At 34.0% G+C, this 15,087-nt stretch carries 16 protein-coding genes; 4 read left to right on the plus strand and 12 right to left on the minus strand.

Going from position 1 to position 15,087, the window contains the following annotated elements; all coding sequences use genetic code 11:
- Nucleotides 1-25: 25 nt before the first annotated feature.
- Complete coding sequence (locus M2475_RS03010) at nucleotides 26-826, plus strand: hypothetical protein (protein WP_277489502.1); 801 nt, start codon at nucleotides 26-28, stop codon at nucleotides 824-826.
- 69 nt (nucleotides 827-895) lie between these two features.
- On the opposite strand, the gene M2475_RS03015 is transcribed toward M2475_RS03010, so the two are convergent.
- The 10 genes from M2475_RS03015 to M2475_RS03060 form a co-directional block, all read right to left on the minus strand.
- The gene (locus tag M2475_RS03015) at nucleotides 896-1,555 is read right to left on the minus strand and encodes an HAD family hydrolase (RefSeq protein WP_277489503.1); all 660 of its coding nucleotides are present in this window, start codon (nucleotides 1,553-1,555) and stop codon (nucleotides 896-898) included.
- Nucleotides 1,548-2,192 (minus strand): dihydroxyacetone kinase subunit DhaL, encoded by a 645-nt coding sequence (dhaL, locus tag M2475_RS03020; protein ID WP_277489504.1) that lies wholly within the window; start codon nucleotides 2,190-2,192, stop codon nucleotides 1,548-1,550. The genes M2475_RS03015 and dhaL overlap by 8 nt, the downstream gene beginning before the upstream one ends.
- A gap of 3 nt (nucleotides 2,193-2,195) precedes the next feature.
- Nucleotides 2,196-3,203 (minus strand): dihydroxyacetone kinase subunit DhaK, encoded by a 1,008-nt coding sequence (locus tag M2475_RS03025; protein ID WP_277489505.1) that lies wholly within the window; start codon nucleotides 3,201-3,203, stop codon nucleotides 2,196-2,198.
- 10 nt (nucleotides 3,204-3,213) lie between these two features.
- Nucleotides 3,214-3,663 carry a ribose 5-phosphate isomerase B gene (rpiB, locus tag M2475_RS03030; RefSeq protein ID WP_277489506.1) on the minus strand — a complete coding sequence of 150 codons (450 nt, stop codon included), beginning with the start codon at nucleotides 3,661-3,663 and terminating at the stop codon, nucleotides 3,214-3,216.
- Between the two features lie 66 nt (nucleotides 3,664-3,729).
- The gene (locus tag M2475_RS03035) at nucleotides 3,730-4,644 is read right to left on the minus strand and encodes a cupin domain-containing protein (protein WP_277489507.1); all 915 of its coding nucleotides are present in this window, start codon (nucleotides 4,642-4,644) and stop codon (nucleotides 3,730-3,732) included.
- 16 nt (nucleotides 4,645-4,660) lie between these two features.
- A complete protein-coding gene (locus M2475_RS03040) occupies nucleotides 4,661-5,695 on the minus strand; it encodes a PTS fructose transporter subunit IIC (RefSeq protein WP_277489508.1) in 1,035 nt (344 codons plus the stop codon).
- A 29-nt stretch (nucleotides 5,696-5,724) separates the two neighbouring features.
- Nucleotides 5,725-6,021 (minus strand): fructose PTS transporter subunit IIB, encoded by a 297-nt coding sequence (locus tag M2475_RS03045; protein WP_277489509.1) that lies wholly within the window; start codon nucleotides 6,019-6,021, stop codon nucleotides 5,725-5,727.
- A 10-nt stretch (nucleotides 6,022-6,031) separates the two neighbouring features.
- Nucleotides 6,032-6,505 (minus strand): PTS sugar transporter subunit IIA, encoded by a 474-nt coding sequence (locus M2475_RS03050; protein WP_277489510.1) that lies wholly within the window; start codon nucleotides 6,503-6,505, stop codon nucleotides 6,032-6,034.
- 2 nt (nucleotides 6,506-6,507) lie between these two features.
- The gene (locus M2475_RS03055) at nucleotides 6,508-7,380 is read right to left on the minus strand and encodes a class II fructose-bisphosphate aldolase (RefSeq protein WP_277489511.1); all 873 of its coding nucleotides are present in this window, start codon (nucleotides 7,378-7,380) and stop codon (nucleotides 6,508-6,510) included.
- A 21-nt stretch (nucleotides 7,381-7,401) separates the two neighbouring features.
- Complete coding sequence (locus M2475_RS03060) at nucleotides 7,402-8,265, minus strand: sugar phosphate isomerase/epimerase family protein (protein WP_277489512.1); 864 nt, start codon at nucleotides 8,263-8,265, stop codon at nucleotides 7,402-7,404.
- 480 nt (nucleotides 8,266-8,745) lie between these two features.
- Here M2475_RS03060 and M2475_RS03065 point away from each other — a divergent pair, with 480 nt between their 5' ends.
- Complete coding sequence (locus M2475_RS03065; RefSeq protein ID WP_277489513.1) at nucleotides 8,746-9,798, plus strand: GNAT family N-acetyltransferase; 1,053 nt, start codon at nucleotides 8,746-8,748, stop codon at nucleotides 9,796-9,798.
- A gap of 39 nt (nucleotides 9,799-9,837) precedes the next feature.
- Here the strand turns inward: M2475_RS03065 and M2475_RS03070 are convergent, their stop codons facing one another.
- On the minus strand, nucleotides 9,838-11,808 hold the full coding sequence (locus M2475_RS03070; protein WP_277489514.1) for a PTS sugar transporter subunit IIA: 1,971 nt from the start codon (nucleotides 11,806-11,808) through the stop codon (nucleotides 9,838-9,840).
- A 118-nt stretch (nucleotides 11,809-11,926) separates the two neighbouring features.
- Here M2475_RS03070 and M2475_RS03075 point away from each other — a divergent pair, with 118 nt between their 5' ends.
- Nucleotides 11,927-13,096 (plus strand): PatB family C-S lyase, encoded by a 1,170-nt coding sequence (locus M2475_RS03075; RefSeq protein WP_277489515.1) that lies wholly within the window; start codon nucleotides 11,927-11,929, stop codon nucleotides 13,094-13,096.
- Nucleotides 13,097-13,192: 96 nt separating this feature from the next.
- Here M2475_RS03075 and M2475_RS03080 read toward each other — a convergent pair whose 3' ends face one another.
- Nucleotides 13,193-14,131 carry a class I mannose-6-phosphate isomerase gene (locus tag M2475_RS03080; protein ID WP_277489517.1) on the minus strand — a complete coding sequence of 313 codons (939 nt, stop codon included), beginning with the start codon at nucleotides 14,129-14,131 and terminating at the stop codon, nucleotides 13,193-13,195.
- A 187-nt stretch (nucleotides 14,132-14,318) separates the two neighbouring features.
- On the opposite strand from M2475_RS03080, the gene M2475_RS03085 reads away from it, so the two are divergent.
- A complete protein-coding gene (locus M2475_RS03085) occupies nucleotides 14,319-15,077 on the plus strand; it encodes a DeoR/GlpR family DNA-binding transcription regulator (RefSeq protein WP_277489518.1) in 759 nt (252 codons plus the stop codon).
- Nucleotides 15,078-15,087 lie beyond the last annotated feature (10 nt).

Consider the following 15,087-nt stretch of genomic DNA (forward strand, 5'->3'; position numbering starts at 1 on the left):
TATATATTTTGGAGGGAGTTTTTTTATGGAAGCATATATTATTTTTCTTATGCTAATATCTATATTAGCTGGCTTTCTTGCTCATAGTAAAGGAAGAAGTTTTCTCGGCTGGTGTTTATTAGGATTAATTATCAATCCTATTATTGTCTGTATTATTCTAGCGTTCCTTTCTAGTCGTAAAGATTATGAAGTTAAAGTCTATTCTTATGTTGCAAATGCGAAAGAGGGAATTGATGTAAATTCACCAATATGTTTAGAAAGCTGTTCCTTATTTACAAACAATGAACATGATCGTACTGGTTTGATTTTAAATATTCGTAATTTGAGTGATCGTGTTATCACTGCTGTTGATTTTATTTGTGAAGGTTATAGTTCAAGTGATTCTAAATTAACATTTAATATAGAAGGAGATTATATTATCAAACTTGATAATATATCTATAGATCCTTATAGTACGTATTCAAATGATCGTACTTCTATTATTGAGTTACTGGATCCATCCATTGCTCGTATTACCCTTACCGTTCATGAAATCACATTTGATGATGGTTCTATTTTTATCAATGAACCTTGTATTGAAAAAGTTAAAGAAGATGAAATACCATCTTATGCAATTGCACTAGCAAGGAAACATGTTAATAATGCCAGAGTCTTTGGTGAAGATCATGAGCACTATTGGATTTGCCCTTGTGGTGGAGTAAACTTAAAAAATACACATATCTGTTATCGCTGTAAAAAAGAGAAGGACGAAACATTTAAAGTGATGACAAGAGATAATTTTAGACCTATTTGGAGACTTGCAAAAGAGCAAGGTGAAACCAAATAAGTTTATCCTATGAAAAGTGATCTTGGATCACTTTTTTCTATCCCCCATGCAATTAAAAAGATAGCTTTGCTATCCTTTTAAAATAATCTTTAAAATATCTTCTGGTGTTCTAGCGATATAAGTTGCTCCATTTGCTACTAACTCATCTTCTTCACGAAATCCCCATAGTACACCAACACTATCCATGCTTGCATTGTTTGCGGTTTGAATATCGGTTTTAGAATCACCAATATAAAGAATTTCATCGGATTTAAATTCCATGAGATTCCTTAATTCCAATGCACTTGTTGGGTCTGGTTTTTTAGGAATTCCTTGGCGTTCACCAAAGCATTCAACAAAACAAATATTAGGAAAATGCTTTTGAATCAATGCGTTCGTATAGTCAGTACGTTTATTTGAGTTAACAGCAACTTTAATATGGTTTTCTTGAAGTGTAGATAATACTTTATCAATGCCTTCATAGGGCTTTGTTTCTTTCATAAAATCTTGGTCATAGATTTTTAAAAACATTTGTAACCCTGCTTCTACCTTACTTGCTTCTGTATCTTCTGGCATGCTTCTACAAATTAAATCTTTGAAGCCTCTACCGATTTTCTTTTTATACGTTGCTTTATCATGGATTGGATAATTATAGGTTTCCAATACTTTATTTACACTGTTTGATAAATCACTTAAGGTATCTAGTAAAGTGCCATCCAAATCAAAAATTACTCCTTTATAGTTATTCATTGATAATATCCTCACACATTGATGAAGCCATCGTTTTCAAAATGATACAACAAGATGTTGCCCCTGCATCCAAAAAGCCTTTGCTACGTTCCCCCAAGCGAGCTGCACGACCAATCTTTGCTACTAGATTTTTCGTGTTTTCCTTACCCGCTTCAGCTCCATCTAGCAATGCTTTCAAACATTCTTTAAATGATTTCTCTTGTTTTAATGCTTCCTTATAACTTTCTGTTGCTGGGTATAATGTATCAAGCAATGTCTTGTCTCCTACTTTTGCACCTGCTAAATCCATCAGTCCTTGGATTGCGTTATTTAAAGCTTCTAACACTGCTTCTTTTGTGATTTGGTCTTGTTTTTTCAAACTTCTACTTAAGCGTGAGAACATTGTTCCATAGATAGGACCCATACTTCCACCAATATCCATTACCAATGTTCTTCCTAATACCTTTAAACTCTCTGAAAAATCCATATCTTCTTGGATTCTCTCTTTTGCCAACATAAATCCTTTATCCATGTTCACTCCATGATCCCCGTCTCCAGTCGCTCCATCTATCTCACTTAGATATGCTGCATTCTCATGGATTGCTTCTATGATCGCTAAGGTTATCTTGGCATTCTTTTGATTTGCTACATATTCCATTGGCTATCTCCTAATCTGGGTCATCCCCATTGTCTCTACCTCTTCGTCCATACACTCTTTTAACTCTTCATCTACCTTCATCATCGTCAAGGTTACCCCATTCATCTCCAATGATGTAAAGTAATTTCCTACATAGGATTTATATATCTTTATTCCTAGCTCATCTAGATTCTTAGCTACTTCATCAAAGAAGATATATTGTTCCATCACTGGTGTTGCTCCTAATCCAGATATCAACACCACCACTTCATCACCTTCCACATATGGAATATCATTTACTACCAAGCTTGTCATCTCATCAGCGATTTCTTTTGCACTCGCCAACGATTCTACGCGTATTCCCGGCTCTCCATGATGTCCAATCCCAAACTCCATTGTTCCTTCTGCGATAGAAAAGTTAGGTTTTCCATTTGCAGGAATTGTACAAGGTCCTAACCCTACTCCTACACTGCGGGTATTATCCATTGCTTTTTGAGCTGCAGCAATCACTTCCTCTAATGTTGCTCCTTGATTTGCTTTTGCTCCTCCTACTTTCCACATCAAGATTTCTCCTGCGACACCTCTTCGCTTTTGCATCTCTGTTTTTGGCGCACTTGCTACATCATCATTCGCCACTACCGTCTTCACTTCAATATCATCGTCTTCTGCCAATTCCATCGCCATCTTCACATTCATGTTATCTCCTGCATAGTTTCCATACAGGCAGGCAACACCCATCCCTTGATCTACAGCGCGGATACAATCGTAAAAAGATTTCGCTGTTGGTGAAGAGAAGATTTCTCCAACCGCTACTGCATCTACCATATTTTTTCCACAATAGCCTATAAAGGCTGGCTTATGTCCACTTCCTCCACCAGTCACAATCCCTACTTTCTTTTTATCTTTCGCAAAGTTTGAGATTACAACCCTTGGATTCTCTTCATCGATGTGAATGATATCTTTATGACATCGCTCAAAGCCTTTCAGCATATCTTCTACTACTAAACTGGGATCATTTATAATTCTTTGCATATCGTTCCTCCTATTTTGTATATTGTGCTTCTATCTCCATGATCCGTTCTACCTTTGGTGTACTTTTGCCACCAGCAAATTCACACTCTAGCCACGTATCGATAAGAAGTTGTGCATATTGTGGAGCAATCACTCTTGCTCCCATACACAATACCTGACAGTTATTACTTTTGATGCTTCTTTCCAATGAGAACATATCATGACATACCGCTGCTCGAATACCTGGAATTTTATTGGCTGTAATTGCCATGCCAATACCTGTTCCACATAAGAGAATACCACGTTCGTGACTACCATCTAAGATATTGTTACACAAGGTTTGTGCTATATCTGGATAGGATGATGGATGCTCATCATAAACACCTATATCTTTTACTTCTTCGCCTTTTTTTATAAGGTATTGTTTTATTTGTTCTTTTAATTTATATGCTGCTTCATCACAGCCGATTACAATTTTCATCTTTACCACCCACTTTCTTAAATAATAAAGAGTGAGGTATCACAACCACACTCTTTATATAATTTCTTATAGTTCAGTAATTGCGAAAACTACTTTAATTGGTTTTGCTTCAAAGTTCACTAACTGATATTTCACCCCGGCTGGAATAAAGAATGTATCTTCTGGTTCTAATACATAACTCTCTTCCAATTCCGATAAATTCACCGTCACTGGCCCATCAACACAATATAGTGCTGCATCTCCTGCATGTGAATCTGGATCGGAGCATCGTGGTCCATATCCTCCAGCTGGCAAGATAAATTCACCAAAGTGTCCATAATCATTACTTGTTATAAAGCGCATCAACATTGGGTGCTTTACCCCATGCACATTATTTAGTTTTTCAAAATCACGAACTGCATATACGGCTCCAGTTTCTCTTGCTTCCTTTGGATCTACTGGCCATGATCCAATATCATCTGTACATCCTTGTCGAGAAATATCTTTGATTTTATCTTTCATGTTTGGAAGATTATCATTGTTTGGTCCTTTATAGAACTTTGTTTCTTCCTCACTAGGAATAACTGCTGGAGGAATTTCTTCACTCCAAGCCTTTGGTGTAATAAAATATAGAATTCTCGCTTTTTGATCTGAGAAGTTATGACAACAATGCCATGCACCTTCTGGCATAAACAAACCTTCTCCTGTTTCCAAATAGGCAAATTGTCCATTCCCACTACGTTGAACAACTGGCCCATTCAAAATGTAATACGATTCATCTCCTGGATGAACATCCAATGGTGCAAATACACCTCCAGGTCCCAATTCATAAATACCAAGCATAAAGGTATCTGTTGTTACCATCGTAAAGGTATTATCTGATGTAAATGCATTGTTGGGTGGATAAAGAGCCGTTGAATACTCACTTTTCTTTATCAACATTGGTTTTTTATCTTCCTTTGAAAACGGGAAGTTTTCTAATATATCTACTAATTTAGCCATGTTTTATTTCTCCTTTTTACTCAGCTAATTCTACTTCTTCATTTACTGGTTTTTTCAATAACACTAATAATCCTGCACTTACTGCTCCTGCAATTAATAATGCAACAATAAACATAATGGCATTATTCAATGCGAACAATACGAACAATCCACCATGAGGTGCTCTCATTGTTAATCCAAACACGTATGATAATGCACATCCTACAGCTGAACCTGCCATCAATGATGGAATTACTTTAATTGGATCTGCAGCTGCAAACGGAATTGCAAATTCGGTAATCATTCCAAATGCTCCAGCAAACAATCCAGGTACAGCAGCACGTTCTTCACTAGTAAATTTCTTTTTTGCGATTAAACAAGCAATTGCAATTCCTAGTGGAGGTGCCATACTTCCAATGAAGTTTGCTGCCATTGGAGCAAAGTTTCCAGCTTCCATTGCTGCTAATGCAAATGCATATGCAACCTTGTTACAAGGACCACCCATATCAAATGCAAGCATACATCCTTGAACGATTCCTAGTACTACTAAATTTCCTGTACCGAGTGAATTCAACATATCTGTCAATGCTGTTGTAAGCATTGAAATAGGTTCACCAATTACATAAACCATGATTAAACCAATGGCACCAACTCCTAAAATAGGAATAATCAAAGTTGGTAATAAGGAACGTAATTGTGCAGGCAATGCAATTTTCTTCAATAGATTTACAATATACCCTGCAACAATCCCCGCAATAAGCCCACCAAGGAAACCTGATCCTTGTACATCAGCCAATGCTCCACCAACCATTCCTGGTGCCAACCCAGGTTTATCAGCAATTGAGTAAGCAACATATGCACCAAGTACTGGTACCATAAGTGCAAATGCTTGTTTTCCTAACCAGAAAACAGTGGATGGGAAGTTTCCATATTGTTCAACTGTATTGGGAATATCATAACCACCGATGGCAAAACCAATCGCGATCATAACACCACCAGCAATAACAAATGGCAACATGTACGATACACCTGTTAATAATGCACTTTTGATTTCATTTAATTGTTCTTTCATTTTTCTCACCTTTTTCTCTCTTTATATTTCTAATCTTCGAATATAATCTTAGGGTTTTGGATGACTGCATGAGGTGTCAATTTCTTAATCTTATCTTTGTATGCATCAAAGCGTTCTGCTTTTGAGACTCCTACATCATTAGCAAAGATAATCATATCTGCTTCTTTGATATCCTTATCTTTTAATTTGTTTTCTATACCTAACGCTCCTTGCATTTCAACCTTGCAATCATACCCTTTTTCTTTACAGATTTTTTTAATGGCTTCTGCTGCCATATATGTATGTGCAATTCCTGTCGCACAAGATGTAATTGCTACTACTTTCATAAGCTCACCTCTAATTTTCGTATTTCTGAATCATTTCCATTACTTCTTCATAACTCTTACCATGTTCTAAGATATCAATGAATTCCTCATGCGTAAGTAAACCTGCTAACTTTGCAAGTACTCGCATATAGTGATCTGCTCCTTGATCCATTGAAATAGCCAACATGAAGACATATTTTACTTCACCGCTTTCACCAAAACTGTTATATATAAACGGTTCTTTGCAACGGCAAAACCCAATTCCTGGTTTTTTAACTGCTTCACATTTCCCATGCGGTAAACCAATTAAATTTCCCATAAAAGTTGAACCAATGGCTTCACGTTCTTCTAATGAAACGATGTATTTAGCTTCATCATCAATGATTCCTGCTTCCTTAAATTTCGATGCCATAAAAGCAAACATTTCTTCTTTTGAATGAAATGGTTCATGATCCAAAACGAAGGCTTCTTTTACTAATACATCGGCTAAATTAACTTTTTCCATAATTATTTCCCGTTTTTAAATACTGTTAGAACTTCTCTTGCATACTCTCTCATAAAACGATATGCACTTTCTTGAACTTCATGCCAGTAAGCACTTCCTTGTGTTTTATCCAATTCTTCATAGATATGTTTCGCTGCTGCTTTTGCCATGTATGAGTAATAGTTAATCTTTGAACAACCAGCACTGATTGCTGCTTGTACTTGATCACTATCTACCCCACTACCACCATGCATTACAATACGTGTTTCTTTTGGCATTTTTTTACGCATTTCTTTTACTCTTTCAATATCAAGAATTGGTGGTTCTGAATAAATTCCATGGGCTGTACCAAAGCATACTGCTAATGCATCAACACCTGTATCTCTAGCAAACTCTGCTGCTTGTTCAGGATCTGTAAAGGTAATTTTAATGGATTCATTATCCCATACCGTATCATCTCCATGGGTATCATCTTCTGTTGATGTCATGATTCCAAGTTCAGCTTCAACCGTAATATCTAAAGCATGTGCAAGCTTGGTAAATGCTTTTAATTTTGCTTTGTTTTCTTCAAATGGCAATGCACTTAAATCATACATAATGGAAGAAAATCCACAGCGAATCGCACGCATTACAAAGTTATAATCACTACCATGATCCAAATGTACACAAACTGGTACTTTCGCTTTTTTTGCGTATTCTACCATCTTTGGTCCAATCTCTTCAATTGGAATTAGTGGATCGTGCACTTGTGCGTGGTCAATAATAATTGGTACATTTAAATCCTCAGCTGCACCAATAACAGCACGAAGCGTTTCAACGTTTGGCGTATTAATACAGCCAATCGCATACCCACCCTTTTCTGCTTCTTCTAAAATCTGTTTCATGTTTACTAACATAATTATTTTCCTCCTGTTGTATTATTCTATTTCCATAGCAATCTTTTTCAGGTTTGCTAATCCTTGAACTGCTAGATCTTCTCCCGTATCTGCAAACTTTCGCCATATCGCACAATTCGCATTCAACTCTTCAAAACTTGGATCAAAACTTTCTATTACACATGGTCCTTCATATCCTACTTTTTTTAGGGCAATAAAGAATTCCTTAAACGGTACTAACCCCGTTCCTGGTATCCCTCGATTACTCTCACATACATGCACATACCCTAAATACTCTTTCCCACATGTCTCTACTGCTCTTGTATAACTTGTCTCTTCTCGTATCATGTGGAAACAATCTAAATGTACTGCCATATTTCCAGTTCCTACATCTTTGCAATACTTCACTCCATCTTCTGCTGTATTGATGAAATGTGTCTCAAATCGATTTACTGGTTCCACACAAATTTTTAGCTTTGGATGTTTCTTTAAAGCATATTCTCCAACTTCTCGCATCGCTTCTACCGAATCTTTCCACTCTCGTTCCGTTTTAGGTTTTCCACTCAAACATCCCCATCCGGCATAATTTACTCCACCTAGAATATTTGAACCCAACGCTAGATTGATATCTACTAATTTCTTTAGACTATCAATTCCCTTACGACGAATTGCAGCATCTTCCGATATTAAATTCGTATCTGCTCCTAGGGTGGTTGTCGTTACTACTTCTAGATTGGTTTTTTCCAATTCTGCTTTTACCTTTTCCGTTGGAAAGGTAAATGGATGAGCGATTGCTATATCAATCGTTTCAAACCCTAATGCTTCTGCTTTTGGAATGATCCATAAGTCCTTCTCACTAAAAACTTCACTCCAGATAAACGAGTCTACTCCAAATCTAATCTTCATTTCTCTCTCCTTTCTATACAGGAAGTTTTGGTAGCGCTTCCTTTCTAATTTTATGATAAACAAAACAACCTATAAAAATCCAATCGCTTAAGTCTTTGTTTTGCACTAGGTCTAGTTCATAATTAAACTAATTGCTTTTCACCCTTTATTTATCAGCTTTTTTTAAATATCAAAAAAACAAAAAAGAAGCAGCTCGTTGCAAAAAAATATTTTTTAAACAATAATGTTGTTTCGTTTTTTTGATTAATCTTAGTAAATCTGTCTTTTCGATTGTCCAAACATGATTTCTTTACTATAATAGATTTAGACGTTTAAAAAGAAGTAAAAAGCAATACCTTTATTTCAATGAATTACTTCTATTTAAGGTTTATCATTATGCTACTGATAATAAGGTTATCGCTTTCTTATTTGGCAGTATCATCATAAGCTTAACCCTGTCAAATTATTAAAAAGGGCGTATCGCTTTAAAGGAGAGTATGCATGTTTCGTAACACAGAAAAAAAAGACCTTCCCATGATTCACACTTTGTGGAAAGATATCTTTCAAGACCAAGATGACTATCTTGATTATTATTTTAAACATAAATATAATACGGATTTTTCTTATTTGATTGAGGAAAATGATACCATTGTATCCAGTTTACAAGTTCATCCATATACCTATCGGTTGATGGATGAAAACTTACGATTTGGTTATTTTCATGCCATTATGACAAACAAAGAACAACGTAATCAAGGGTTAATGAAAGAACTATTAGGATGTACCTTTCGTGATCTTTACAATAAAGAAATTATCTTAGGAGGGTTGGTTCCTTCTTCTACTTCTTTATTTTCATTATATGAAAAGTATGGATTTGTTTCTTGCTTTTCAACTTGGGAAAAATATTATAAAAAACAACCAACGACGAAGGTTGTTTCTTTACACGTATATGAAGATTCTATGTTTGATGATATATATACGTATTATGAAATAATGATGAAGCCATCTTCTAATCTTCTTTGTAAGACGAAAGACGATTTTAAAATTATGGTTGATGAACACCTTCTTAACGGTGGTGTCATCCATTATGGATTGGATATAGACAATGTTTGTGGAATTGTTTTTATCGATACTAAAAAAGAACTTCATGTTCGTGAAATGTTTGTATCTACTACTTTATATATTCCCCTGTTAAATGCTGTATTGCAGCACTATGCACTTACTAAAATCTTAGTAAAAAGTGCACTTCCAACTATGGATAGTATACAAAAAGCGTATGGTATGGCTAGAATTTTAAATGTTTATGAAGTTCTTTCTATGCTTGCTAGAAAAAATCTTGAATTAAAACTAACCTTATCCATCCAAGATGATTACCTTTATCAAAATACAGGGGTCTTCTCTCTTTGTGATGGAGATTGCGAAAAAATTTCAAATAGTACAAATGAAGATACCATAAGCATTGGTGAATTAACCAAACGCTTATTGCTTGGAGGTAATTTAAAAGATATCAACATCGTCTCAAGCATTCCTTACATGGGAATGTTAATGGACTAATTTCATAATTAAAAAAATTATTCTTAGTGAATAATTTTTTTATACTTCTCTTAAAACAATACCACTATCATCTACTGCTTTTAAGATACTAGTTATACTTTTCGCATCACGTATAGAAGCTACGCGTTCATGATCATCAATCAATTCATAAAACTGTGAGAAGAAACTATAAATTTCACCCTGAGTTTCAAAGTCGATAGCAATAACAAACACAATATCCACCTTATCATCTTCCGTCCAATTTATAGGACGCTCCAATTTAATTACTGCAACACCACTCTTTATCACATGAGTTCGATATCCATGGGGAATCGCTATGCCATTTCCAATGGACGTAGGTGTTATATTCTCACGTTGCAGAATCTTTTCTTCAAAGCCTTCACTTACAAAACCTTGTTCCATCAAAAGCTTACATCCTTTTTCAATTACATCTTCTTTTCGTTTTGCATTATATTTAGGAATAATCAAAGACTCTGAGAATAAATGATAATCTTTCACAATAATCTCTTGCTTTTCCGCTTGAATTTCTTTTACTCGCTTTTCAATCAAAGCAAAATCTGGTGTTCCTACACGTCTTGATATTTTCAAAACATTATCAAAAGGAACAGGGGTTGTCGTAATGATTAAATCATACTTTTCAGGATTTACTTCATTGATATTTTCACTATATACAACTTTCGATATATTGATATTATCAATACTACGTTTAATTTTATTCTCAATGTATTTAGAGGTATTATAATCGTATGATGTAATTAATAACGTTTTTAAATCATAGATGGTATCTTCCATTGCATTATCAATTAACATTACAAAATAAGCAATGTCATTTTCGGTAAATTTCACATTTAGTTTGTTTTCAATTGGTAAAATATTTGCTAATACAATTCCATATAAACTAGGTAATTGTTTTTTTATATCACGACGGAAATAATTTCCTGTAATCATCTGATAGCTTTGTTGCATTTTCTTTTTTTGAAAAAAGAGACCGATATCACTGATTAAACCTTCATTGATAAATAGTGTTTTATTTGCAATGATGTTTTTTAATCGTTCTACAAACTGACGAGCAATTTCATCATAATATTCTTCTTTGATAAGACTGGTAGCTACATCATAAGAACCATGCAATACAAATTGAGCAGCCATACAACGAACTTCGATTGATAAATATGCTTGGACATCATCAATAGCGATATCAAATAGCTTTTTTGCAGCAGTATAATCGCGGTTGGTGATTTTACAATTATTTAAAATGTTTTTTTCTAAAATGATATTTCCATCTTTCACCCGCATCAAAGAGACACTGATATATTCTAATAATTGAACAAAAGAAACATCATCATAGACAAAATCGGTATCTTTTTCTACTTGTTGGAGTAATTTTTGAATTTCGATAATATCCACTTTGGGATATACTTCTTTAAAGTAATTGTAATTTCGTTGGTCTATTCGATAATCTAAGATTTCATCAGGTCGTAAATATTTTAGTTGTATATCTTCTAAACGAACACTGTTGTTGTACATCATCGCTTGGCGAATATGAAACTCACCACCTTCAATACATACACCTTTATTTCTTACTTTGATAATTTTTAAATCAAAGTACTGTAACCATTTTTCAATTACTTCTAAATCTCGAAGAATGATATTTCTACCCACTCCAAGGTCATCCGCAAAAATTTGAATTGTATAATTGGAGTTGTGTTTAAATAAAATATCTAAGATATAATTTTTTCGATATGCGAAAGAATACGACTTATCATGATTCTGATTGATGAGTTCTGATAGCTTTTGTTTTTCAAATACTTCCCCTTCGATCCAAAACCCTTTTCCTGGAACCGAGTTTAAAACTGCTCCACTTGTTTGAATCGTTTTTCGTACATAATCCATATTGTGTTTTATACTACTTATCGACATTCCAATCTCTGTAGCAATCATCTTTGAAGTGATTGGTTGATCACTTTTTAATAAAACACGAATGGTCTTTTCTGTTAATACATCAATCATGCGTTCCTCCACAAAATTAAAAAAGATAGTGTTTTCCCTATCCCTTCTATTACAACCGTTTACATTTACATTCTACCATATTACAATACTAGTAGTAAAAAACTATTAAGGAGAAACTATGGTAAATTTTGATAAAGAAACAAATCGTGTACATACAAACGCGATTAAATGGGATAATCGTAAAGAAGTATTTGGTAAAGAAGATGTTCTTCCTTTATGGGTTGCTGACATGGATTTTGAAACACCAAAAGAAGTGATAGAAGCAATGCAAAAACGAATTCAACATGGCATCTTTGGTTACACAGATATTCCTGATAAACTATATGATGCTGTCATCGATTGGAACTGGAAACGTCATGAATGGAAAATAGAAAAAGCGAACATTGTTTTTAATAACAATGTCCTTTCTTCCATTAATGCACTGTTGCGTATTTTAAGTAAAGAAGGAGATGGCATCTTAATGCTTACACCTGTATACTTTCCTTTCTTTAATATTGTGAATATGTTGAAACGAGTGCCTATCTATTCAGAAATGAAAGTTGTTGATGATCGTTATGCAATAGATTTTGATGATTTAGAAAAACAAATCATTGAACAAAAACCAAAAGTTTTGTTATTCTGTAACCCTCACAATCCTGGAGGTAGAGTTTGGAATCAAGAAGAATTAAAAAAGGTTATCGAACTTTGTGAACGTTATCATATTGAAATCATCTCTGATGATATTCATAAAGATATCGTTTTCCCTTATATTACCTATACGCCAATGATAAATATGACAACGACGTATAAAGAACATATCTTTACAATTACAGCACCAACAAAAATCTTCAATATTGCAGGTATAAAAGCAGCTTATACCATTTTCTATAATGATAATATGAAGAAACGTTTTACTTTAGAAACTAAAAAGATGAATTATTCATCTTTAAATATTCTAGCAATTGAAGCTACCCTCGCTGCTTATACTAAGTGTGCTTATTGGGTTGATGAGCTTTGTGACTATTTACAAGAAGGCTATCAAATTATTAGAGATGGATTAAAGAACACTAAGTTCCACTGTTTAGAAAGTGAAGGAACTTTCCTTGTTTGGATTGACTATCGTAAGTTTAACTTATCTTCTGATGAAATGGAAAAACGATTAATTAATGCTGGTTTAGGAATCCAAATGGGAAAACAATTTGGCGAAGCTGGAACACCTTTCTTTAGATTGAACATTGGTACTCAACATGATAACTTGCATAAAGCTGTTAAGCTTTTAAAAGAAGTAGATAGAGCCGTAACGAAATAGATTAATCAGATGATTAACTATAAGAGTTACAGCTCTTTTTTTATATTTTAGGTGTATTAAAAATCGTGATACGAATATCACAGGATTGCTTTCGTATTACAGTTCCTTTTTTACATATGTGACATAGCTTAAGTCTAAACTTCCTGTTAATGTAATTGGACCAAACTCACAAGGTATAAATAATGTTTCACCACCCTTGATTGCAATATCATTAACCTTTCCTTCTCCACCTAAACAAGTTAAGAAATAGAATTCATCACGTTCATAATTACCTTTTGTTTCTATTTCAATATGTCCAGCACTATAAACCCCTGGTTCATCGTGGAAGGATGTAAGGATGCAACAATCTTTTTCAATCTTATTCAAATCAACTAAACCAATTTTATCATTGGGTATATTTACACACTCAAACACTTTCTGAACGTGTAAATCTCTTGGTTGGTTTGTTGTTTCATCAATTCGATCATAATCATAAAGACGATATGTAAGATCTGCATTCTGTGAAAATTCAATTAAAACAAATCCACCCCCAAAAGCATGCAATGTACCATATGGTACATCAACAAATTCACCAGCTTTGATTGGAATATATCGCAATAAATTATCCCAGTCTCCTTCGTTTACTTTCTCAATAAACTCCTCTCTGGTTTTCGCATAATGACCAAGTTCCATTGTTCCTTCACCTTCAATGAAATACACTCCATCTGGTTTTCCTAAACGATGATCGTGTTTTAAAGCATATTCATCATTGGGATGAACTTGTACAGACATTGGAATAATTGGATTGGCCATTGCAACACGAACAGGCATCTCTTTTGTATCACTACCAAACAAATCTTTATGATTATGATAAAAAGCAGATAGTTTCTCATTGGTCTCAAGAACATCACAGTCTAAATGATTTGGCATCGCAATAACATTATAGCATTCACCAATATTTTTTAAATCCGTTTTATAACCATAACGTTTTATTAATTCCTGACCTCCCCAAATACGTTCATTGAACACTGGTAAAATATGATATATTTTTTTCATGACTAAACCTCCTCTTATCTTCAGTATAAACAACCTGTTTATGAAGACAATATATATAACCATAAACAATACACAAAATTAATCGCTATTTTATTAATCTGTCACTTAGCAAATGAAAATCAGAATAAATATGATCATTTGCGCACTTTTGAGCATTTTGTATTATACTAAGTATAGAGGTGATCATATGAAATTATCCAAGCGACATCATCAAATCATGGAACTACTTTATTCACAAAAATATACAACTGTTAGTGAACTAGTAACATACTTAAATGTATCAAGTGCAACGATTCGTCGAGATCTAGTATCTTTAGAAAAAGAAGGTTTTTTGCTTCGTGAACATGGTGGAGCAAAAATAAAAGATCTTAATCACTCACAAAGTGCTGACTTTGAATTGCCAATTAAAAAGAAAATAGATATTCACAAACAAGAAAAAATAAACATCGCCCGTTATGTAGCAACCATTCTTAATGATGGTGATTGCATCTATTTGGACAGTGGCTCTACTCCTGCGTATATCTATGATTATATACGTCATAAAAATATTACGATTGTAACAAACAATTTATTTCTTTTAGATAAAATCAAAGAGAAAGATAAGGCATCAGTAATCTTTGGAGCTGGAACTTATGACTTTGCCCACCACACATTGAATGGAACATTATATTTAGATATTATCAAACAGTTTCAATTTAGCCATGCATTCATTGGCTGCAGTGGATTTAACATTGAGAACCTTCACTGCACTTGTACTTCTTTACAATCGTCAAGTTATAAAAATCATGCTATGCAACAAAGTAAACAAACTTTTTTAGTAGCTGATGCCAGTAAAAAAGAGGAAGAAGGAATTATTTGTTTTGCATTGTCTTCTGCGTTTACAAAAATTCTTACAACCCCATTCCATTCTGAACATCTTCCAAAAAATGTATATTTCTGTTCATAAAGAAAAAATC

The sequence above is a fragment of the Breznakia sp. PF5-3 genome (genome assembly GCF_029504745.1).
Taxonomy (GTDB): Bacteria; Bacillota_I; Bacilli_A; order Erysipelotrichales; family Erysipelotrichaceae; genus Breznakia.